Here is a 21,180-nt window from a genome sequence, read left to right on the forward strand (position 1 = left end):
AACGCAAAACAAAACCCGCCACACAGCACAAGGCTGTGGAGCGGGCAATATGCCAAAAGCGCCAGCAGCGATGCGCTGCAAGGCGGTCAATAGAATGAAAAGCTTCGGCAACTAAACTGCTGGGGGAAACGCGGGGAGATATGGAAAAGGAGCAGAAGTACAGCAGGCAATGAAAAAGCCCCCGCTTCCCATCTAGACTGTGGAATGGGGAAACAGGCTGGCGCTGACACGCCACCGCGAATGAGGGCCTCCAACCTGGAGGCGTTGATGCTGTCATGACCCGCCGCCCTTAAAGACAGGCAAGACACGACAAACCCTATAAAAAACCACAGGATACCTTGCTGTTGTAGATGCCGCCGACATGATTCGGCCCAAAGTTGTGTATCAAGTTAGCGTAAGGGCATCAGCTTGTCGATAGGGATGCACACGGCATTGAGTAATTGCACCACTGTCTGCTTTAGATTGCTGCAATCAAGGTATTCAGTGGGCCTCAGGCCGTAAGGGCAGCGCCGCGCTGGTGAAAAATCCGATTCGCACACAAGAAGAATTCTCTGAAGTTTTTTACACCACACATGTGAGCAAAACGCATCAGCAGGGGGCAAGACATCGTGAGATTATCTTTATATTTTAGTTAATTAAATTCCATTCATCTTCCAGCATCGCCATCAAAATATCATCCGCATACTTGCCATTAAACATAATCGCATCGCGCCGGATGCCTTCTGTCTTGAATCCTGATTTTTCATACACACGCTGCGCCTGGGTATTATATGAAAATACATTCAGTTCAAGACGATGCATTTTTAATTCATCAAACACAAAACTACAAATTGACTGAACTGCCCACGTTCCAATTCCTCTTCCTCTATATGCATTTTGAAGAATAGCAATCCGAAAATGGGCACTGCGAAGAACAGGATCAATCTCGCTCACAACGCATTCGCCAATAATACTATCCCCCGATATGATTAAGAATAAATACCTGTCTGCAGCGTCGATGGATTTACTGAAAAAAGAAGTTACTTCTACTTTTGTGAAGCTCTCTTTACACCCTGTCATTCTTATAAGTTCTCTGTCCAGGGGATTGTAATTCTGTTCATAGTAAGGTTCAGAATCTTCAATACGGGCAGACCGCAATAAAAACCCGTCTCTTTCCCATGCGATATTGGTAGTCATTTTAGTCCGTTAACCTTGTAAATCTCGCATTCAAATTGGTCATGCAAAAAATCCGGACAGAAAATTCCAGCCAGGCTTAGAGCATGGCAACACACTGATTACGTTAAAATAAACTTTCTGCCTGAGGCCGCCCCAGCACGATCAAACTTGGACAAAGTGCTTTCTCAATGCATTTTCCCGCCACGACAAATTACGTACTGGGAAGGACACACGGCTCTTATCTGGCCGCACGCTGGCCGTACCTTAAACATTATGCCGTGCTTTCAATAAAAAAATGCCTGTTTTTGCCCTGCGCTTCCTTGCTGTTTACCGCAGTATAAGCCTTGAACTTGCTTTCAGCACCAATAAAAATAAAGTTTATTGTAATTACAGATTGTATTATCTTAGTCTAATAATAAGAATCATCAATCTTCAGCATTTTTATCCTGTAGCGCAATCCAGCTGGCGTAAGGTGCATCATCCGCGCAGCCTTGGCTACATTCCCGCCAGTAATTCGCAGCACATTATTAATGCATGAGGATTCATATGCATTCATGCATTCTTTAAGCGAAACAGATGCACCTCTTTGAATCATGCTATAGTCGTAATACGCTTCTTTATGGTTATTTTCGATAATTGAAGCTGCTTCCGTCAATTGCGCTACTGGTACGCCTGCTGGTTCATTACGGTCTTTTTTGTAGAACTCAAGAAAATGCTTCGGAAGCGAGTTGAGATCAATGGAACGCTCTTCGTTCATCATTGCCAGGCTGCCCTCAATCACATGCTCCAGCTCCCTGACGTTACCAGGCCAGTGGTATTCCATGAACATGTGCATGGCCTCGCTGGAAATGCTGACAGGATTGCCGCCCTCCGCGTTAGCCACAACAGCTTTAACAAGATGAGGGATATCCTCCCGCCGCTCGCGCAATGGCGGTACTGCCAAGCTTACCACCGCAAGTCGGTAAAAAAAGTCCCTTCGCAGCACGCCGCTCTGCACCGCCTCAAGCGGATGCTGATTGAGAATGCTGATAATCCGTACATCTACAGGTATTTCGTCATGCGATCCAAGTCGTCTGACGCGCTTTTCCTGTAAAACGCGCAGCAACTTGGCTTGCAGGCCAAGCGGCATGGAGTTGAGCTCGTCCAGCAGGATGGTGCCGTGGTTGGCTTCTTCAAAAAGACCGGGCTTATCTGAAGCATCGGTATAGGTGCCCTTGGTGGTGCCAAACAGGATGCTTTCAAGCAGGGTTTCTGGAATGGCAGCGCAGTTTACGGGCACAAAGGGAAAGGCCACCCGGTTGCTTGCAGCGTGTATGGCCTGAGCAAAAACCTCTTTACCTGTGCCGCTTTCCCCCCAGATCATGATGGGCGAGCTTGAGTTGGCTGCTGCGCGCGCGGCCTCAATCACCGCCACAAGAGCCTGATCCTTACCAACAAGATCGTTGAATGAATACAACGTCTGCGGCTTGGTACAGCCCCGCCCTTCACTTTTGCGTATGCCAAGTTTACCGAGGATGTCTTCCCCAAGCCAGCTTGTAAACGCAATAACGCCATCTTTAACACCGCTGTCAAACAGTGCAAAGAAATCCGTGACCGTACGGGTCATAAAATTGTTTGTAGTCTTATAGGTATACACCCGCCTTAAGATGGGCTTTCCCTTTTGAAGGCACTCGATTGTCGGTATGCACTTGATGTCGTGTGGAACATACAGATTGGTAATATGCTTACCAATAACCTGATCAAATCCATCAATCCGCTGCTGAATCGGATTCATGTACCTGCATATTCCTTCTGCATCAACAACAGCAACGCCAATACCCATACCATCCCAAATAGCAAGCATGGACGGATTGAGCACGCTTTCACGGCTTACGCTGGCGAATCTGCGTCGCAAGGTGGAATCATGTGCCATTTTTCACATCCTTTTAGCCAAACAACCCTTTTGAGGGAGGCACCCGATATCATTTTGAGTTTCGAGTATCTGTTTTTTTAAAAAAAGACAAATTTCTTTCTTTTTATGAAATTTTCTTACGCTGTTCTGCGCGGCAACCCTGCCCAGAACTCGGTATGAGTCCGCTTTTTAGCGCTTTTGGCAATAAAACCAGAGCGTGGCACAGCTTGTGCTTATCCCCACATAAACGCGTTGTTTTCTTACAAGCAAAAAACCTGCCTTTGCGTATGCAGGGCAAAACTAGTTAGGAGTATACAATGCCTGTTGTTCCCTTTCAAAGCGGTGAAACAGCCGAGCCCAAGGGTTATGCGATCAACTGGAGCACTGCGGCAAGCCGCCTGACCGACCTTAAGGAATTTCTTCTCAATGCCCCGCAGGTCATGGACCCGGAACGGCTGCAATTTCTTGATGAGGTTTATCAGGAGTTCAACGGCGAGCACACCTTCTACAAGCGGGCCAAGTTGCTCGAACGCGTGTTGCTCAAGAAGAAGATATTCCTGGACGGAAACCCTATTGTGGGCACGCTGACGGGCACTCGCGCCGGTGTTTACGCTTATCCTGAATGGAACGTGGCCTGGATCAAGGAAGAAATGCAGATGGCCAAAATGGCCTCGCTCGGCGAAATGAAGATCCCGCAGGAAACTCAGGAGCTGCTTGAAAAAACGTATAAATCTTGGCGCGGTCACACCTGCATCGATATAAACAACAAGCTGTTCAAGGATAAGTACGGATTCAACCCAGCGCCGTACTCCAAAGCTGGAGTGTACTATGACAACGTGAGCGTCGCCAGCGGGTCAGGCATTGCCGATTACCCCCTGGCGCTGAACAAGGGCATGCGCTGGGTCATTGATGACCTGAAGCAGCGCCTGCTTGACTGCCCCACCACGCTTGAGCGCACCAACCAGACAGAGCTGTACCGCTCCATGATTGTTGCCTGCGAAGCGGTCATCGCCCATTCCCACAGATATGCCGATCTGGCCGAGCAAACGGCGCAAACTGAGACGGATGCCGCCAACAAGGCAGAGCTGCTCGAAATCGCCGAGATTTGCCGCCGAGTCCCTGAATTTCCGGCCCGCAACTTCCGTGAAGCCATACAGTCCTTCTGGTTCATCCATCTTTGCATTGAAACGGAGCAGATGGCCTGCGCCTGCTCACCCGGCCGCTACGGCCAGTACATGTACCCCTTCTACAAAAAGGACATTGAAGAAGGCAACATGAGCCGCGAGCAGGTGCTCGCTCTGCTCAAATTCCAGTGGATAAAGCACCTGGAACTGGCCGAATATCAGGGCGGCTCCTACGCCATGACCCTCTCTGGTCACACGGGCCAGAGCATTACCATTGGCGGGTTTGACAAGGACGGCAACGATGCCAGCACGGAGCTTGAAGAACTGCTGCTGGAAACGCAGATCCAGATGAAAAACATCCAGCCGACCCTGACCCTGCTCTACCACCCCAAGCTTAAAGATTCTTACATGCACAAGGTGGTGGAATGCATTCGTGGTGGATCCGGCCAACCGCAGATTTTGAACAACAATGTTGTTATTCAACGCACCATGAACCGCTTTGGTCAATACAAAGGCGGCATCACCCTGGAAGATGCGCGCAACGTGGGCAACTACGGCTGCGTTTCTACAGGTGTTTGCGGCAAGGGCAGCTTTATTACCCAGGAAGATCAGCCATGCCTTGCCAAGGTTGTGGAACTTCTGCTCAACAATGGCAAAGATCCGCAAACCAAAAAGCAGTTGGGCGTCGAAACTGGTGACCCCGTCGAATTCAAGAGCTTTGAGGAAGTTTACGATGCCTACAAGGCGCAACTCAAGCAGGTGTTCACTGTTTCGCGCCACCATTCTGATCTGAGCCAGATGGCGCGGCTTGAAGTGGTGCCGAGCATCTTCCGTTCCGTCATGTATGATGGCTGCATCGACAAGGGAATGTGCGAAGAAGAAGGCGGCACCCGCTACCCGCAGGTCAACCCCATCATGACCGCAGGCATTGACGCGGCCAACTCGCTTCTCGCCATTCGGCATCTGGTGTTTGAAACCAAGTCCGTAACCATGGAAAAACTGCTGGAGGCTATTAAAGCCAACTTTGAAGGATATGAAGACATCCGGAAAATGTGCTTTAATGCGCCCAAACACGGGAATGACTATCCCGATGTGGAAGCCTTCGTGCAGCGCTTCTATCGCGACGTGGACACCATCCACGGCTCCATCGGCCCGGATTGCTTTGGCTACCGCACCCCGCTGGATGCCTATTCGCTTTCCTACCACAACTACTTTGGCGCGCTCATGGGCGCTCTGCCGAATGGCCGCAAAGCCGGTGTCGCTCTCACAGACGGCAGCGTTTCGGCCACACCGGGCACGGACCATGAAGGCATCACGGCACTTATCAAGGCTGGCGCGCAGGCTATCGACACCGTGCGGTATGGCGCAAACCACTTCAACGTCAAGCTCACGCCTGCTGCCCTGGCTGGCCCCGCAGGCGAAAGGCTGCTTGTTTCACTCATAAAGACCTATTGCGACTTTGATGGTTCGCACATCCAGTTCAACTGCGTTTCCTCCGAAACGCTCAAAGACGCGCAGAAAAAGCCGGAGGATTACCGCAATCTGGTGGTTCGCGTGGCGGGCTTCAGCGCGTATTTCACCCGGCTGGACAAAGGCGTTCAGAACGAAATCGTCAAGCGCACGGAATATAATAACTTTTAATCTCTCCTCCATACGAGGCCGGGGGGATATTGCCGCCCCCCCGGCCTCCCGCTGCGTGGAGGTTCAGGTGCAGCCATGAGCCAAGGAATGATTTATAACATCCAGCGTATGTCCATTCAGGACGGGCCGGGGATACGCACCACCGTTTTCCTCAAAGGTTGCCCGCTGCGATGTTTATGGTGCAGCAATCCTGAATCGCAGCAGGTTGCCCCGCAGCTTCTGGTTTTCAGCGACCTTTGCACAGGGTGCGGTGCCTGCCTGGCCGCCTGCCCCTGTGGGGCGGCAGAGCGCCTGGAAGACGGCAAATGTGGAAAAATCGCCGAAAAATGCACATCGTGCGCTGCCTGTGCGGCAGTTTGCCCTAGCAAGGCCAGAGAAATCAGCGGCAAGACAATGACGGTTGACGAGGTGATGGAGATTGTCCACAGGGATTCAGCTTTTTATGCGAATTCCGGCGGTGGAGTCACCTTTGGCGGCGGAGAACCAACCATGGGCGGGGATTTTTTCATTGATCTGTTGCAAGCCGCCCACGATGACGCACTGCATACCGCAGTGGACACCTGCGGGTTCTGCCCTGAAGACCGCTTTGAAAAAACCCTGAAGCTTGCCGACCTGCTGCTGTTTGACTGCAAACACATGGATCCGGTGCAGCACAAAGAGCTTACAGGGCAGGACAACGCTCTTATTCTGAAAAATCTGCACTCTGCACTTCTCTCGGGTATCGAGGTGCGCATCCGTATGCCACTCATGCCAGGCTTAAATGACAGCGATGAGAATTTTGCAGCCATGTCCAGCTTTTTGGGCAAATTCGGGCAACAGCATATAGAAGTCATGCCTTGCCACATGTTTGGCACCAGCAAATACAGGGCATTAAACAAGCCATTGCCGCCTGTGAGCCAATATACAGCGGATTCGCTCGAAAAAACGCTGCTCAGGATGAAAAGGCATGGCTTGAAATATACTATCATATAGGAGGTAGAATGTTCTCAGTGGCGATTGATGAAGCAATGCTGCAAAAGCTCAGCGACATGCTTCAGGACGAAGACGAAGGAACCTGCGTCAGGCTCAGGGAATATAAAGTCGGCGGAGGCTGACACTCAAAAATCGTACTCGGTCTGGGTATGGATGAGCCAGATGAAGATGAAGACGAACAGATTTCTGTAGGCAATGTGCCGTTTACGGCAGAAAAAGATTTTCTGCTCAAATACGGCAGGGCCTTCACACTTTCTTATGTTGAAGGTCAAGGGGTAGTCGTGGCTCCAGCATAATAATGCTCTGGGGCATCCTCCCGTGCCGATGCGCAAATCTTTCGTATAAGAAATAAAATCCGACACTGCGGAGGTTTCACATGTTTACAGTTACAATCGATGATGCAATGTTGCAAAAACTGCGCACAATGCTGGAAGAAGAAGACGACGGCACTTGTGTACGGCTTCGGGAATACAAGGTTGGCGGCGGATGTCATTCCAAAATCACTCTTGGTCTTGGAATGGATGCACCAGACGCTGAAGAGGACGAGCAGACCCAAGTTCACGGCGTTCCTTTTGTGGCAGAAAAAGACTTTCTGCTGAAGCACGGCAACGCATTTTCCCTTTCTTTCAGCGAGGATAAGGGCGTGGTTGTTACGGCAACAGCGGAATAGCACTCCCGCCAATACGCCATTTACGCCAAAAGCCCCGCTCCGTTTCTGGAGCGGGGCTTTTGGCGTAAATTCGCCCGCACATCGATTGCATATTCCTGGAGAGCTGCACTCCCCTGGAAGTGCAATCAATTCATTATTGATTGCCTGCCATTACTGGATGGTTTGTGTGACGAGGCAATCAAAAAAACAACGCTAATCAAAATACAAGATAATCCCAGCAGAGTTTGTTGGGTGCACGGTTCGTTAAGCACCATAAAACCAAGCACGGCAGCACCTATCGGTTCGGCCAGCCCCAAGGTGGAAGTCACAGCCGCAGAAGTGGTTTTCATGCCATACAGCACCAGGGTAAATGAGAGGCTGGTTGTCAAGGTGGCAAGATTTGCGGCGACCAAAACCCCGCGCTGCGTCAGGAGCCATCCAAGCGGCTGCATACAGAGCAGCGGCGCAAGACTCAGCCCCCCGAGCAGAAAGATGACCGTCATGATCTGCGATGGATCATGCCGTTGCAGCATCGGCTTGATGGTCACAAGGAACACAGCATAGCTGCATGCCGCAAGCACGGCCAATGCCAGCCCCGGTATACTGAACTGCACTTCGCTGCCTGTGCCCAGCGTCAGCACCGCAAGGCCGCACAAGGCCAAGACCGTGCCAACATACCAGGCTCTGGCAGGTTTCTCTTTCAAAAAAAACCACCCGAGAATTCCCACGACTATGGGGCAACCACCAATAGCAACCATTGTGCCTACAGCCACGCCAATTTGCTTGCAGGCTTCAAAAAAAAAGAGCTGATAGCCAGTCAGCCCTGCGGCAGAAATAACGATATGCAATTTCGGCCAGCCAGCAGGCCGGGGGATGTTGCGTGAAATCAGCCCCCACAGCAAAAGCACCAGCCCCCCACCCAGAAGACGAATGGCGCCGACGGCGAGGGGCGTAACGCCATCCGGCGCAAGGGCCTGTGCCGTGCCGGAAGTGCTTGCGCAGAACGCGCCGCACAAAATAGCCAATGGAGCTTTAAGAGAATATAAAGACATTATCCTGTCTCCATATTTAAAGTAACGTACCCCTTGTCTGATTCGGCAAGGGGTACGTTTTGCTTTTTTGATGGGACTATCCGACAGGTTTGATCCTGTGGCAGGCGTCAGGCCTAAGAGTTGAAGTACACAGCAATATCTTTACTGCCAAGAATATTTTCCCTGACTTCCACTTCCGGGAGCGAAACCCAGTTTTTCTTGCTGGTACTGTAGAAAATGAATCCGAGCACTATCCAGATGCCAAGGCAGGCAAAAGGTGCTCCGCCGATGAGGGCCGGAGAGCCTGGGATAAGCAGAAGCACAATGCACAGTACGGCGGTGATGGTTCCGATAGCGCAGCAAAGCAGCTTGAAGGCCTTGTTGGGAACATTAACACCACCATTGATGACGCGGCGGGCGGCCAGGCAGGTAAAGAGATAGCCGATGCCCGTACCAACGGAACTCATATCAACCGTCCAGGCGATGGCCGAACGACCAGCGAATGGTGTCAGCAGCGTGATGATGACAATAAAGAGCACTGCATTGTATGGCGTGTGGTACTTGGGATGGATTTTGCCAAACCATTCGGGAAGGATCCGGCTGCGGGACATGCTGAGCAGCAAACGGCTGGCCGCGATAAAGAACCCGTTGATGCCTGTAAGGACGGCACCAAACACGGCGCATGCAAGAACAACGCTGCCGAATCGGCCAAAGGCCATGGTTGCCACTTCGCCAGCGCCCCAGGCAGCGCCGCCGGTTGCGCGCTGCGCATCCAGTTTTGCCAGCATTTCCGGATAGGATATCGCCATACCCACTGCAAGCATCACCATGGCGTACAGAATAACACCCACAATGATTGCAATAATCATGATGTTTCTTGCACGGGCGGGGTCAAAGGAGAACTCTTCTGCCGCCTGAGGAACGGTGTCAAAGCCGACGAAAAGGAAGGGGGAGATGGCAAAAATCAGGAGTACGCAAGACAGAGGCGTGCCATTCTCTGAAAAACCGGGAGTAAGATTGCTCAACTGGCTCGAATCCAGAGCAACCACGCCAGCAAACAGCGCGACAATGCCAATTGTCAGCATAAAAGCCAAAACAAGCTGAATTTTGCCTGCTATGCCAATGCCCCGGTAGTTGATCCAGCCAAAAATCAGGGTTCCGGCCGTCATCAACAGCACTTCCCCTGTGTATACCTGCCATCCGGCTATGGCATACAGCGGGCCGAATTCAAAAATACCTGGGAACAGAAACCGAAAGATCACCGACAGCGCGGCGATATCAATGGCCACAATGGCTATGTAACCGATGACAAGCGCCCATCCGCAGACAAAGGCGGCTGTGGGGCCAAAACCTATATAAGCATAAGCAAAAGCGCCGCCTGCCACAGGCGCGTACTTGATCATATAGCTAAGGCACACTGCAACAAAACAAATAAGAAACGCACCGATCATGAAGCCGTAAAGTGTTCCAAGCGGCCCAGCCTTGGGCAAAAACATATCCCCCGGTAACACAAAGCAACCCCAGCCGACAATGGAGCCCAGCGCCAATGCGCAAACCTGCATTGGCGATAGTGTTTTTTCAAGCTTAACCTGTTCCGACATAATAGTACTCCCAGCACTAAAGAGTGGGCCAGAGAAACTGCTTCGACAATTGCATCGTGCACCCCGGGGGACGTCGAAACAGAATTCACTGGCTGTTGCACCTGTCCACTGGTTATTCCCTCATGTAGCTGCCGGCTGGGAATAACTGTCTTCGTGACTGTTGAGCAAAGGCTGTGCCAAATAGTGAAAAAAATCTCCAGCCCTGTCTGACTACCGCAATATACAGGTAAATTAAGCTATTAGTATAAAAAATCATTAGCTTTGATAAATTATTTTTCTTATTTCGATGAATTTTTTCCTTTTTGCGAACATTTTTTTCTCATTTTGAAATACTACAATTTATTGGCGGCTTTCAACGACTTGCAAAAGCCACTAAACGCCCTGGCACTGTATTTGCTTAAGGACTTCATGTGAATTTGGTTACAAATTTTGAAACTGCGATACATTACAACCTTTTTCAAGACATGGAGCAAAAATGACTAACAGCAACGACGCATCCGTCATCAATGAAATAATCGCTTTAGAGCTGAAAATGTTCCAGACAGTTACTAATGAAGGTGGCAAGGCGGACTGCCAAAATCAGCCCGAAGCTTTCCGCACCATGCGTCAGATTGTATATGAAGTTCTTTCGCCACAGGTTCTTGCAGCATGGCTGAGCGACCTGAGAGATGCTGAACGCGCAGGCCGAAACGTAATGACTGAAAAATACGCGTTGATGTGCGGGAGCATTGAAATGCCCGAAATTTCCCAAACCATAAAGAATATAATTTCTTGCGAACTGGCATGGCTTCAGACAGCGGTGGAGGAACATCCCGATTATTTTGACGGCACCGATGAAGATTTTTGTCGGTATCTGCTGTGTGAACTGCTGATGTATTCTGAAACAACGCTGCATGCATATGCGCAATGCATCACCGATGCTCAGGCCGCAGGGCGGAACCTTGTTATGGAAAGACTGGAAAATGTAAAAAAGCTGTTGTGTTCCACTGCTGCACACGCCCATCAATACACCGACGCAGATTGATTTAGACCATTTCAAACAAAAGGAATAAAAATGTTATGGAGTTAGAAGTAATTGTGGTGGTCTGCGCGTGGTTCATGGGAGGATTTATTTCTGGAGTCAGCGGAATAGGCGGAGCCATGTTTGCAGTTCCGATAGCGGCCATGTTCATTCCCATACAGCAGGTCATTGTCCTCAGCTGCATTCTCAACCTTGCCATGGACGGCACGCTGACTGCTCTGCATTTTCGCTTTTGCCGGGTCGGTGCGCTGGGCCCGCTCCTGGCTGGGACAATACCAGGGTCGGTGGCAGGCCTGTTCATTTTGCAGATGGTTCCAGGACAAATCTTGCAGGGAAGTGTTGGCGTGCTGTTGCTGATATTTCTGCTCTGGCAACAGTTTTTTCGTATTCGTGAGAAGGGAACAGAATCATGGCTGGTTGGCGGGCTTGCAGGCTGTGCAGCCGGAGTATTTGGAACAGCAATCTCTTTTGACGGGCCGCCTGTGGGCGCATACGGCTTATACGCAGGCTGGCAGCCGAGGGTGTTTCTGGGAACTCTGGGTGTGTTTTTCATGCTCAGAGGAACACTGACCTGCGCATTACAGGCGTATTCCGGTTTCTATTCGCCAGAAGTGATCCAATATGCGCTATATGGCTTTCCGGCTACCATGCTGGGAACATTCTGCGCATTCCCTGTTGCCAAATGGATTAACCCTGATGCATTTCGCAACATACTTAAGGCAGTCATAGCAGCAGCCGCAATTGCCTGCGTTTACCGCGCATTAATCTAACAAGGCAAACCTTGCGGGCAGCCGCAGGCAGATATCTGATGCCGTTGCGGGGCTTGGTGCAATATGATGCGGAAAAATCAACGAAAAAGGGCCTGCATTTCTGCAAGCCCTTTGATTTAACTTGGTACCGGGAGCGAGACTTGAACTCGCAAGACCTTGCGGTCGGCGGATTTTGAGTCCGCTGCGTCTACCAATTCCACCATCCCGGCAGACTAATCAAGACACATGGGCAGTGCCGCATATGCATGACGTGAGTGGCTTTGTAGCCCAAGGTGCGCCAATTCGTCAAGCCCTCAGCGCGGTTGGCTCTCTGATTGGGGCAAAAGCAGCACGGCACCGCAGCCAGAAGCGCTCACGCTGGGCTTGCCCGTCTTTGATTAGAGAGCCAATTTAGCAGATTGCACTTCGGGAATCAGAATCCCGACCCATTTATGCCCGCTCCTGTCAGGCACGCCAATCAGGCAGTGTAATTTTACTGAGTGGATTAACGAAGGTGTCGCCCGTGGCTGGATTGGTATGCCTCGCAGGCCAAAAAAATTTTCTCTGAGTTCACAAAGTCAAAATTCCCCGCCCAGAGCGGAAATTTATCGATTATGCCGCTCCGATATTTGCAGGTAATGGCCTGCCGCGCAAAATAATTTTACAAAAAAAATTGTATCCGCTTGACACTTGTCCCCCATTTGCGTAAACACCTCTTCACGCAATGCGGGTCATTAGCTCAATTGGTAGAGCAGCTGACTCTTAATCAGTTGGTTCGGGGTTCGAGTCCCTGATGGCCCACCAGAAAATCCAGGTTCGCGGTTACACCGCGAACCTTTTTTCTTTTGTTCTATCGGCAGTTACAAAAAAACCGGCCACTGGCCGGTTTTTTTGATCTTTGATGCTTCGATTCCTTGTGCACTGCTTCCGCTGTCATGCAGCCCAAGCAGTGCACAAACCAAGAGCTTACAGAATATACTGGCTCAGATCCTGATCATCGCGCACATCCTGCAAATGCTCTTCCACATAGGCCTTGTTGACCACCACCTGCGCACCGGGCATTTCAGGCGCGTCAAAGGATATGTCAGCCAGGATTTTTTCCATGATGGTGTAGAGCCGCCGTGCGCCGATGTTTTCCGTGCGGGTATTGGTGTCTTCGGCAAAGGCCGCAATTTCTTCCAGTCCATCATCCGTAAAGCTCAGGCGAATCTGCTCCGTACCCAGCAATGCTTCATACTGCTTGGTCAGGGCATTGTCCGGTTCCTTGAGGATACGCAAAAACTCTTCCTTGCCCAGGGGCTGCAATTCCACCCGCAAGGGGAAACGTCCCTGCAATTCGGGGATCATGTCCGATGGCTTGCTGAAATGGAAAGCGCCCGCCGCAATGAACAGGATGTGATCCGTGCGGATCATGCCATACTTGGTATTGACCGAGCTGCCTTCCACAATGGGCAGCAGGTCGCGCTGCACACCCTCGCGCGAAATGTCTGACGTGCGATTTTGCGAGGAGCTGGCGATCTTGTCGATCTCGTCAATAAAGATGATGCCCGTCTGCTCTACCCTTTCGCGGGCCTTGTCCACCAGGGCTTCCTGATCCACAAGCCTGCCAGATTCTTCCTGCACAAGCACGGCAAAGGCATTGCGCACCTTCATTTTGCGGCGGCTGTGCTTGGGCGGAAAGGCCTTGCTGAACATGTCCTTGACCTGCCCGCCCATCTGCTCCATGCCGGGGATGGCGAACAGGTCAACGCTGCCGCCGCCCTGCTCGGTCACTTCCACTTCCACTTCCCGGTCGTCCAGAAAGCCAAGGCGGAACTGCTGCAAAAGCTTTTCGCGCGTGGAGGCGCGCTCTTCCGACCCAAAAGAACTGGGCAACAGCAAATCCATAAGGCGTGACTCCGCGGCGGCCTCGGCGGCCTTGCGCACACGGGCGTTTTCCTCATCGCGCACAAGATTGATGCCGATCTCCATGAGGTCGCGCACCATGGATTCCACATCGCGCCCCACATAGCCCACTTCCGTGAACTTGGTGGCTTCAACCTTTACAAAGGGCGCTCCGGAGAGCTTGGCCAGGCGACGGGCAATTTCCGTTTTACCTACGCCTGTGGGGCCCATCATGATGATATTCTTGGGCGAGACTTCATCGCGCAACTCCGGCGCAAGATGCTGCCTCCGCCAGCGGTTGCGCACCGCCACTGCAACCATACGCTTGGCCTGTTCCTGCCCCACCACAAATTTATCAAGTTCGGCAACAATGCCGCGAGGTGTCAAAGTACTCATCAAATTCTCCTGCTGTAGGCACATTCTTATGTAAATATAGGCATTGCCGTGCGCATGGCAATGGAGGCGCACAAGGTTTTCTCCACCGCCGCAGCGTATCGGCGCGCGCTGCCCTTGCGAACACTTTCCTGCAACGATACACTGAAATAATGAGAGCGAGAAATGTGGAAATTCCACCTCGCTAATAATAACCATTGACAATAAAGCCTTGATGGCACAGAATCCAAGAACCCTGAAACAATAAGGAGTTTCCTATGGATACAGTTACGTTCAAAGGCAATGTCATGCATCTCGAAGGCACCCAGCCCGCCGTTGGCGGCAAGGCTCCCGACTTCACGCTGACCGCCAATGATATGAGCCCCCGCAGCCTGAAAGACTACGCTGGCAAGGTGCTTGTGCTTGTATGCGTTCCCTCGCTGGATACTCCCGTATGCGATATGGAAGTTCGCCGCTTCAATACAGAAGCCGCCGCGCTGTCCGACAAGGTGCGTATTGTGGCCGTGAGCCGCGACCTGCCCTTTGCGCAGGCCCGCTGGTGCGGCGCTGCTGGTGTGACCGCTGTTGAAGCCCTATCCGACTACCGCGCTGGCGTCTTTGGCAAGGCCTACGGCATTCTGATCAAGGAACTCGATCTGCTGGCCCGCTCGGTCTTTGTGGTCGCCCCGGACGGCACCCTGACTTACAGCCAGCTTGTGGGCGAAGTTACACACGAGCCTGACTACGCAGCCGCGCTGGAAGCTGTTAAAAAGCTGGCCTAGCTCATACAAGCTACCCAAAAGCCAAAACGCCTTCCCACTGAAAGGGGAAGGCGTTTTTTTGTGATATCGCGCCAGAGAGACCAGACCAAACGTAGAAATATACAGCGGCCTTGCCGTCAGGAGCGTCTGCGGCCCGTAGCCTGGGCAGCAAACAGGCTTACAGCAAACCAGCAGCAGGCCACAAGAATAATGGTGGCCCCGCTGGCCGTAGCAAGCCATTCCTGAGCTGAAAGGGTCAGCCCGGCAAAGGCGGATGTTGTGCCCACAAGAAGAGCCCACCAGAACATTCCCCCGGCGGAACGGGCAAAATTGCGGGCCGTGGCGGCGGGCACAATGAGCATGGCCGTCACCAGCAGCACCCCCACCGCCCAGACGGAAAACATCACCACCAGCGCCAGCAGCCCGGCAAAAGCGTACTGCCACAGCGCAACGCGCACACCGTGAACCCGTGCCATAACCGGGTTCAGGGCAATATACATCAGGCGGTTGTAGCCAACTGCCTGAAAGATCAGCAGAGCAACAAACAGCAGGGCCAGAAAGCCGATTTCGCCATCGGTGATGGTAAGGATATCGCCGTACAAAAAGCGCTGCATATCCCTGCCCACGCCTTCTGCCCGGCTCACCACCGCAAGGCCAAAGGCCACCACGGCAGAAAAGACAATGCCGATGACAGTGTCGGACGAAAGGTCGCTCTTGCGCCGCACAGCCATGATGCCAAGCCCCACCAGAATGCCAAATAAAGGCATGGCAAGACGCGGCGGCACAGCCAGTATCAGACCCAGCGCAACCCCGGCAAAGGCCGAGTGCCCGATGGCGTCTGAAAAAAAGGCCATGCGAAAATTGATGACTTCCACACCAAGCACTGAGGCCATGGGGGCCAGCAGCAGCACGCCGAGCAAGGCCTGCTGCATAAAGCGCATTTGCAGGCAATCAAGCGGAATCATGGAAATAAGCGCGTATATAGGGCTGAGATCAGGCACGGGAACCTCCCTGATCCGGCGCTTTTTCGCCGCAGGGTTCGCACGGTGAGGCCGCCATGCGCGAGGCCAGCCGTGCATTCATGCGGGCTGCCTCACGCCGCTCTATGGCCGCGTAGTTGGGCAGCAGGCCCTCGGCTTCGCTCACCACGCCGCACTGCGGGCAGCCGGGGTCCTCAGGGTCGCACTGGTCCGGGTACAGGTGGATAGGCACGCCAAAAAGTTCCATCAGGGTGGAGGATGTCAGCGTGGCGCGCGGCGCGCCTGTGGCGCATACGGTCTTGTTGAGGCAGACCACGTGGGTTGCGTAGTGCGCCACCAGCGGCAGATTGTGGCTGACCATGATCTGGGTAAAGCCCCGCTCGTGGCGGGCGCCGTCCAGCAGTTCCCAAAAGAGCCTCTCGCCGCGCACGTCTACGCCTGCCGCAGGCTCGTCCAGCACCAGCAGTTCCGGATTGCGGCCAAGGGCCGCAGCCAGCAGCACGCGACGCAGTTCGCCGCCAGAAAGGTCACCCATGCGGCTCTGCTCCAGATGCTCGGCCTTGACCATCTGCAAAAGCTGCCGCCCCTCGCTGCGCGCCCATGGGCGCAGGCCCAACCACAATGGCAGACGCTGGCGGCTCAGGGCCAAAAACTCGCACACGCGCAAGGGCAGGCTACGATCCATAATCAGATGCTGCGGCACATAGGCCATGCGGGGCTGGCGCTCAAGGCCAGCGAACTGGATACGCCCTGTATAGGCCATTTCTCCAATAAGGCAGAGCAGCAGCGTGGTCTTGCCCGCCCCGTTGGGACCCACAAGAACCGTGCTGCCGCCAGCTGGCGCAGTGGCGCAGATATTGTTCAGAATACGATTGCCCCCCCGGCTGAGGCATACATTCTCAAAGCAGACCGAGGGGGCGGGTAAGCTGTTATTTGCCAAAGTATTTCTCTAATATAGCCAGATTTTTGGACATGACGGTTTCGTAATAATCAAGGGGAGCGCCAGACGGCCCCGAGGCCAGAGGGTCAAGCTGCACTGCCGGAACACCCGTTTCCGCCGCAAGGGCGAGCACGGGCTTATCCGAATACTGCGGTTCGCCAATGAGCACAACCGGCTTGGATTCCTTTATTTTTTTCACCAGATCAAGCAGGCGCGCCGCAGAGGGCTGGGCCTCTTCATCTTCCTGAATCACATCCACAAGGTTCAGACCGGCATCGCGCACAAGGTAGGCCATGCCATCATGCAGGGCCACCACATTCTTGTTGGCGGCATTGGCCCCCACGGCGGCAAGGCGCTGGCCCAGAGCCTCAAGCCTTGCGGCATAGGCATCCGCAGCCTGCGGGCAGTTTTTTGCGGCAACCGGCGCAGCCGCAGCAAGGCCACTGCCAATATTGCGCGCCATCACCGCAGCTTGCAGCGGGCTGGAGAAAGCGTGCGGATTCAGGCCGCCGTGGTCGTGCCCATGGTCATGGCCGTGACCGTGTTCGTGAGCATGATCATGCCCTTTTGCCGCTGCCGCAGGGTTGTGGTCGTCCTTATGGGCGGCGTCCGCCTTGTCGTGGTCGGCATCGTGATCTTCGTCATGTTCTTCAGCAATGGCGTTTATGCCCTTGCTGCTGTCGATGACGGCGATCTTCTTGCCTGCGGCGGCAAGCGGTTTTTCCAGAAAAGACTCCATGCCCAGACCATTGATGATCACAACATTGGCCTTGGAGAGCTTTTGCATGTCCTTGGGGGTCAGCGCGTAGTCGTGCGGGCAGCCGGTCTGGGCGGGAATGAGCAGGTCAACCTGCACATCCGGGCTTGTCTGGGCAACGGCGCGGGTCAACAGATACACGGGATAGGTGGTGGCAAGAACGCGCACCTTGGGCTCGGCGGCAAACGCACCAGTAACCGCAAAAGCGGCTACAAGCAGCGTGCATAAAAGTGCCAGGCCGTGATGTTTGCCCTTGCGAAACAAGACAGAAATACAATTGCTCATGGTACTTACTCCTGTTTGCAAAGCAAAAAGGTCAGATAAGACCCCGCAGCAGCCGTGTCAAGCCGGATATTTTCAATCCGTCAGCGGCTAATTCTGCGCAGACGGAAGCCAGTGTTTGATGAATCTGCCTTCTTCAATTTCAAAATACGCCTGCATCAGCTCTTCATCTGTATTCATGACAATGGGGCCGCCCCAGGCAACCGGCTCCCGCAGGGGCGCGCCGGAAACCAGCACAAAGCGGCATTCTTCTTCGCCGCCTTCAAAGGCCACAGTGTCCCCCTCACCCAGAAGGTAGGCGTGCCGGGCCAGCATTGGCTCCCTGCCCTCCATCAAGAAACAGTCGCCAGCATACAAATAGGCAAAAACCGTATGCGCGGGATTTGTTTCCACCAGCCAGCGCGCGCCGGGCTTGAGGCGCACGTCAAGAAAACGCACGTCCACATAATCACCCTTCGCAGCACCTTCAACGCCCTTGTATTCACCAGCGACCACGGCCACGGAAGCGGCCTCCTCCTCAACACGCGGCACCATGTCAACGGTGATGTCGCGGTACTTGGGATCGGTCATCTTGTGGGCGGCCGGCAGATTGATCCAGAGTTGCAGGCCGAGCATGCGCGGCGAGGCAAGGGGCATCTCCTGGTGCAGAATGCCGCTCCCGGCGGTCATCCACTGGCAGCCGCCATCACGGATAACGCCAGCATTGCCCAGGCTGTCCTTGTGCTCGATAACGCCATTCACAAGATAGGTGAAGGTTTCAATGCCCCGGTGAGGATGCATGGGAAAACCCTTTACGTAATCCTCGGGATTCACTGAATCAAAGGCATCAAGCATAAGAAAGGGATCAAACGTTTTGACTGTGGGCGAGCCAAGCACGCGCACAAGGCGCACGCCTGCGCCATCAATGGTGGGACGCCCTGTGACATCTCCGGTGATGGATCGTAACTGCATGTGCTGTCTCCTTGTGCCGGGCTTTTTGCCGTATGCGCAGTAGGCCTGGCTTGCTTTTTTTACGGTGGGCCGTATGCTGCCGACCTGTTACGCGCTCGAAGTACGCGGCCAGCAGCCGGGGAGTAAACGTGTCGAAATTTCTGAGCAGACTCGCGCTTGGTGCCCTCTGCATTGCCCTTGGCTGCCCGCCCACGGAACTTGTTGCCTGGGGCGCATCGGTTGCGCCCGCTGCCGACACCGCAAAACCTGCCACGGAACTTGCTGCGGAACCCAGCGCGGGTCAGCCAGACAGCCCAGAATCCGAGGCCGGACAAACAGACGCGCAAAAAACATCTGCCAGCAGCCAGCGTGCAGAGCCTGAATCTTCGCCAGCAATACCGGGATCCACCCCGTCAAAAACTGCCCAAAGTACCGAGACCTGCCGTTCCTTGCCGCCTCTGCGAGAGCTGATTACATCCCCCTTTGGCAACCGCCGCATGCCCGGCTGGCTCAGCAGGCGCGGTGTGGTCATGCGCGATCATGGGGGTATAGATATCCGCGCGCACATGGGCTGGCCTGTGACGGCCTTCAAGCCAGGCACAGTCATCCGCGCCGGAGAAAACGGCCCTCTGGGCATCTCCGTTGATATCCGGCAAGAGGACGGCATGACGGCGCGCTACGGGCACATGTCAAAGACTCTCGTGAAAACCGGGCAGCGCGTTACCGCAGGCGAACCCATGGGGCTTGTGGGCTGTACCGGCAGAACCACCGGGGCCCACCTGCACTTTGGCCTGCTGGACGCCTCGGGCAAGGCCGTTGACCCCCTGCCCTATCTGCATTCAGCGGATGAAGTGCTGCGTCCCGACCCGGCGAGCATACCGCCCGTCATTGAAGCGCAGTCTTGCGGGCCTGTGCTGCGCGGCCCCAACGGACGGCCCGTTCGCATTGGCAATACACGCATGGGCACTACGCTGAAAGATCTCGATAACTTCACCCCGCCGCCCATCCCCACCTGGGATCAGCGCCAATAGCACGAACAGTCTGCCTGCGCATTGCACAAAATTCCGGGCTGAGTTCCGGGCATATTCCACCCCGATCAGGGGAAACGCCCGCAAAGCCATGGCCTGATTCTAGGCCGGATTTCGCTTTCTCCGGCTTTCCGCAGTACGAGACTTTTTACACGCTTTGGGCCACAGGGCCGCCACAAGCACAAGCTGCCCAACCACCAACACCGGGTCGCGGTCAAACAGGCCCGCGCCGAGCACAAGGCCAGCCCCAAGCAGGGCTGCGCCACGGTTGGCGTAAAACCTGCCCGCAAGCTGCAAGACCACGCCAAGCCCGACCAAGATGGCAAAGAGCAGTGCCGGGGCGGTTTCCGGCGCAAGAACAATGGGCAAACCGGGCAACGCAGACGAAATATCCGCCTGCGCCGCCGCAGTTGCCAGAGCAAATACCGTCAATGCTAATCCCAGACCAGCGCGCACCACTCGCCGTCAATAACGCGGCGGGGCTTGGGCAGACATTGGGCCATGTAGGCTTCTTCCACGCTGTCGGCCTGAATTTCAAGCAGGCCGGAGAGCACCAGGCATGCGCCGGGCTTGCAGGCCCACACAATGCGCTGGGCAAGATCAATCAGCGGGCGGGCCAGAATATTTGCCAGCACCAGATCGTAAGTGCGGCCTTCAAGCGCGTCTATGCTGCCAAGGCCCACTTCAAAGCCTTCGATTCCGTTGATCTGCCTGTTTTCAATGGCATTTTCCACGGCCAGCATGTCGATGTCGTAGCCTTCGCCAGTGAGGCCGCTCTTGCAGCAGGCGATGCCAAGCACGCCCGAGCCAGTGCCGAGATCCAGAAAATGCTGGCCCGGCTTGACGCGCCCGGCTTCCACAAGCTCGCTCAGCACAGTGAGGCACAGGGCCGTGGTGGCATGGTGCCCCGTGCCAAACGCGCTCTTGGGCTCGATGACAATCTTTTCCCGGCCGGGAAAATCATTGCTCTCGGCAAGCCAGGGGGGCAGCACCACAAACCGGTTGCCGCAGGGCACAGGCGTAAAAAACTGCCGCCACGCGGCCAGCCAGTCCTGATCCTCAAGCGTGGTCAGGGTGTATTCCGCAGCGGGAATACGGGCCTGAAGGTCGCTTTGCAGGTTATTGATGAATTCGGGATTTTCGCAATGCACGCGAAAACGTGTTTCACCCGTGGGCAGGGTTTCTTCTTCCCAGCCAAAGGGCACACCCAGGGTCAGCAAGCCGGTGGCGCGGTCTGCATCTTCTTCGGCCACAACCATTTCCAAACGAAAAATCTGCTTCATAATCCTCTCGCTCAGTGTTTGCGGCGGGGCCACTGGCACACCTGCCGACCAGCCAACAATGCCAGACTTCCCCTGCCGGGTCGAGTCCCTTTGGCGGGTAGACCCCCTTTTGCGTGGCGATGGCCCTCC

19 protein-coding genes and 2 tRNA genes are annotated in these 21,180 nt (G+C 54.2%); 9 read left to right on the forward strand and 12 right to left on the reverse strand.

Features of this window, described 5'->3' with window-relative positions; genetic code table 11:
• Positions 1-627: 627 nt before the first annotated feature.
• Together VEZ52_RS11690 and VEZ52_RS11695 are read right to left on the reverse strand one after the other, a co-directional pair.
• Positions 628-1,176: a GNAT family protein gene (locus tag VEZ52_RS11690; RefSeq protein WP_324836970.1), complete on the reverse strand. Its 549-nt coding sequence runs from the start codon at positions 1,174-1,176 to the stop codon at positions 628-630.
• A gap of 388 nt (positions 1,177-1,564) precedes the next feature.
• Complete coding sequence (locus VEZ52_RS11695; protein ID WP_324836971.1) at positions 1,565-3,067, reverse strand: sigma-54 interaction domain-containing protein; 1,503 nt, start codon at positions 3,065-3,067, stop codon at positions 1,565-1,567.
• A gap of 296 nt (positions 3,068-3,363) precedes the next feature.
• On the opposite strand from VEZ52_RS11695, the gene VEZ52_RS11700 reads away from it, so the two are divergent.
• The 4 genes from VEZ52_RS11700 to VEZ52_RS11715 all read left to right on the forward strand — a co-directional run bounded on the left by VEZ52_RS11700 (position 3,364) and on the right by VEZ52_RS11715 (position 7,453).
• Positions 3,364-5,811: a glycyl radical protein gene (locus tag VEZ52_RS11700; RefSeq protein ID WP_324836972.1), complete on the forward strand. Its 2,448-nt coding sequence runs from the start codon at positions 3,364-3,366 to the stop codon at positions 5,809-5,811.
• 87 nt (positions 5,812-5,898) lie between these two features.
• The gene (locus VEZ52_RS11705) at positions 5,899-6,783 is read left to right on the forward strand and encodes a glycyl-radical enzyme activating protein (RefSeq protein ID WP_324836973.1); all 885 of its coding nucleotides are present in this window, start codon (positions 5,899-5,901) and stop codon (positions 6,781-6,783) included.
• An 8-nt stretch (positions 6,784-6,791) separates the two neighbouring features.
• Entirely contained in the window at positions 6,792-7,079 is a 288-nt protein-coding gene (locus tag VEZ52_RS11710; protein ID WP_168732529.1) for an ErpA-related iron-sulfur cluster insertion protein, read from the forward strand.
• 80 nt (positions 7,080-7,159) lie between these two features.
• Entirely contained in the window at positions 7,160-7,453 is a 294-nt protein-coding gene (locus VEZ52_RS11715; RefSeq protein WP_324836974.1) for an ErpA-related iron-sulfur cluster insertion protein, read from the forward strand.
• A 125-nt stretch (positions 7,454-7,578) separates the two neighbouring features.
• Here VEZ52_RS11715 and VEZ52_RS11720 read toward each other — a convergent pair whose 3' ends face one another.
• The gene (locus VEZ52_RS11720; RefSeq protein WP_324836975.1) at positions 7,579-8,484 is read right to left on the reverse strand and encodes a DMT family transporter; all 906 of its coding nucleotides are present in this window, start codon (positions 8,482-8,484) and stop codon (positions 7,579-7,581) included.
• Positions 8,485-8,597: 113 nt separating this feature from the next.
• The gene (locus VEZ52_RS11725; RefSeq protein WP_324836976.1) at positions 8,598-10,064 is read right to left on the reverse strand and encodes an APC family permease; all 1,467 of its coding nucleotides are present in this window, start codon (positions 10,062-10,064) and stop codon (positions 8,598-8,600) included.
• Between the two features lie 475 nt (positions 10,065-10,539).
• Here VEZ52_RS11725 and VEZ52_RS11730 point away from each other — a divergent pair, with 475 nt between their 5' ends.
• Positions 10,540-11,088 (forward strand): DUF4125 family protein, encoded by a 549-nt coding sequence (locus tag VEZ52_RS11730; protein ID WP_324836977.1) that lies wholly within the window; start codon positions 10,540-10,542, stop codon positions 11,086-11,088.
• A gap of 35 nt (positions 11,089-11,123) precedes the next feature.
• The gene (locus tag VEZ52_RS11735) at positions 11,124-11,855 is read left to right on the forward strand and encodes a sulfite exporter TauE/SafE family protein (protein ID WP_324836978.1); all 732 of its coding nucleotides are present in this window, start codon (positions 11,124-11,126) and stop codon (positions 11,853-11,855) included.
• Positions 11,856-11,977: 122 nt separating this feature from the next.
• Here VEZ52_RS11735 and VEZ52_RS11740 read toward each other — a convergent pair.
• Positions 11,978-12,064 (reverse strand) — tRNA-Leu (locus VEZ52_RS11740).
• 498 nt (positions 12,065-12,562) lie between these two features.
• On the opposite strand from VEZ52_RS11740, the gene VEZ52_RS11745 reads away from it, so the two are divergent.
• Positions 12,563-12,638 (forward strand) — tRNA-Lys (locus VEZ52_RS11745).
• A 162-nt stretch (positions 12,639-12,800) separates the two neighbouring features.
• On the opposite strand, the gene hslU is transcribed toward VEZ52_RS11745, so the two are convergent.
• Complete coding sequence (gene hslU / locus VEZ52_RS11750; protein WP_324836979.1) at positions 12,801-14,114, reverse strand: ATP-dependent protease ATPase subunit HslU; 1,314 nt, start codon at positions 14,112-14,114, stop codon at positions 12,801-12,803.
• A 254-nt stretch (positions 14,115-14,368) separates the two neighbouring features.
• Between hslU and tpx the strand changes: the two genes are divergently transcribed.
• Positions 14,369-14,872, forward strand: coding sequence for a thiol peroxidase (gene tpx, locus VEZ52_RS11755; protein WP_324836980.1), 504 nt, complete (start codon positions 14,369-14,371; stop codon positions 14,870-14,872).
• Positions 14,873-14,988: 116 nt separating this feature from the next.
• On the opposite strand, the gene VEZ52_RS11760 is transcribed toward tpx, so the two are convergent.
• The 4 genes from VEZ52_RS11760 to VEZ52_RS11775 form a co-directional block, all read right to left on the reverse strand.
• Positions 14,989-15,852 carry a metal ABC transporter permease gene (locus VEZ52_RS11760; RefSeq protein WP_324836981.1) on the reverse strand — a complete coding sequence of 288 codons (864 nt, stop codon included), beginning with the start codon at positions 15,850-15,852 and terminating at the stop codon, positions 14,989-14,991.
• Entirely contained in the window at positions 15,845-16,771 is a 927-nt protein-coding gene (locus tag VEZ52_RS11765) for a metal ABC transporter ATP-binding protein (RefSeq protein WP_324836982.1), read from the reverse strand. Before VEZ52_RS11765 ends, VEZ52_RS11760 begins: the two co-directional genes overlap by 8 nt.
• Positions 16,761-17,813: a metal ABC transporter substrate-binding protein gene (locus tag VEZ52_RS11770; protein ID WP_324836983.1), complete on the reverse strand. Its 1,053-nt coding sequence runs from the start codon at positions 17,811-17,813 to the stop codon at positions 16,761-16,763. Before VEZ52_RS11770 ends, VEZ52_RS11765 begins: the two co-directional genes overlap by 11 nt.
• Before the next feature lie 87 nt (positions 17,814-17,900).
• Complete coding sequence (locus tag VEZ52_RS11775; protein ID WP_324836984.1) at positions 17,901-18,761, reverse strand: pirin family protein; 861 nt, start codon at positions 18,759-18,761, stop codon at positions 17,901-17,903.
• Positions 18,762-18,889: 128 nt separating this feature from the next.
• Here VEZ52_RS11775 and VEZ52_RS11780 point away from each other — a divergent pair, with 128 nt between their 5' ends.
• On the forward strand, positions 18,890-19,771 hold the full coding sequence (locus tag VEZ52_RS11780) for a M23 family metallopeptidase (protein ID WP_324836985.1): 882 nt from the start codon (positions 18,890-18,892) through the stop codon (positions 19,769-19,771).
• Positions 19,772-19,870: 99 nt separating this feature from the next.
• Here VEZ52_RS11780 and VEZ52_RS11785 read toward each other — a convergent pair whose 3' ends face one another.
• Both VEZ52_RS11785 and VEZ52_RS11790 read right to left on the reverse strand, forming a co-directional pair.
• Positions 19,871-20,200: a hypothetical protein gene (locus VEZ52_RS11785; protein WP_324836986.1), complete on the reverse strand. Its 330-nt coding sequence runs from the start codon at positions 20,198-20,200 to the stop codon at positions 19,871-19,873.
• 2 nt (positions 20,201-20,202) lie between these two features.
• Positions 20,203-21,051 (reverse strand): 50S ribosomal protein L11 methyltransferase, encoded by an 849-nt coding sequence (locus tag VEZ52_RS11790; RefSeq protein ID WP_324836987.1) that lies wholly within the window; start codon positions 21,049-21,051, stop codon positions 20,203-20,205.
• Positions 21,052-21,180 lie beyond the last annotated feature (129 nt).

The organism is Desulfovibrio sp. (assembly GCF_035644575.1).
Lineage (GTDB): Bacteria > Desulfobacterota > Desulfovibrionia > Desulfovibrionales > Desulfovibrionaceae > Desulfovibrio.

Excerpts from the sequence above, each read along its gene's own strand:
- VEZ52_RS11690 (WP_324836970.1), bottom strand. The coding sequence starts at position 1,176 with ATGACTACCAATATCGCATGGGAAAGAGACGGGTTTTTATTGCGGTCT.
- VEZ52_RS11695 (WP_324836971.1), bottom strand. The coding sequence starts at position 3,067 with ATGGCACATGATTCCACCTTGCGACGCAGATTCGCCAGCGTAAGCCGT.
- VEZ52_RS11700 (WP_324836972.1), top strand. The coding sequence starts at position 3,364 with ATGCCTGTTGTTCCCTTTCAAAGCGGTGAAACAGCCGAGCCCAAGGGT.
- VEZ52_RS11705 (WP_324836973.1), top strand. The coding sequence starts at position 5,899 with ATGATTTATAACATCCAGCGTATGTCCATTCAGGACGGGCCGGGGATA.
- VEZ52_RS11715 (WP_324836974.1), top strand. The coding sequence starts at position 7,160 with ATGTTTACAGTTACAATCGATGATGCAATGTTGCAAAAACTGCGCACA.
- VEZ52_RS11720 (WP_324836975.1), bottom strand. The coding sequence starts at position 8,484 with ATGTCTTTATATTCTCTTAAAGCTCCATTGGCTATTTTGTGCGGCGCG.
- VEZ52_RS11725 (WP_324836976.1), bottom strand. The coding sequence starts at position 10,064 with ATGTCGGAACAGGTTAAGCTTGAAAAAACACTATCGCCAATGCAGGTT.
- VEZ52_RS11730 (WP_324836977.1), top strand. The coding sequence starts at position 10,540 with ATGACTAACAGCAACGACGCATCCGTCATCAATGAAATAATCGCTTTA.
- VEZ52_RS11735 (WP_324836978.1), top strand. The coding sequence starts at position 11,124 with ATGGAGTTAGAAGTAATTGTGGTGGTCTGCGCGTGGTTCATGGGAGGA.
- hslU (WP_324836979.1), bottom strand. The coding sequence starts at position 14,114 with ATGAGTACTTTGACACCTCGCGGCATTGTTGCCGAACTTGATAAATTT.
- tpx (WP_324836980.1), top strand. The coding sequence starts at position 14,369 with ATGGATACAGTTACGTTCAAAGGCAATGTCATGCATCTCGAAGGCACC.
- VEZ52_RS11770 (WP_324836983.1), bottom strand. The coding sequence starts at position 17,813 with ATGAGCAATTGTATTTCTGTCTTGTTTCGCAAGGGCAAACATCACGGC.
- VEZ52_RS11775 (WP_324836984.1), bottom strand. The coding sequence starts at position 18,761 with ATGCAGTTACGATCCATCACCGGAGATGTCACAGGGCGTCCCACCATT.
- VEZ52_RS11790 (WP_324836987.1), bottom strand. The coding sequence starts at position 21,051 with ATGAAGCAGATTTTTCGTTTGGAAATGGTTGTGGCCGAAGAAGATGCA.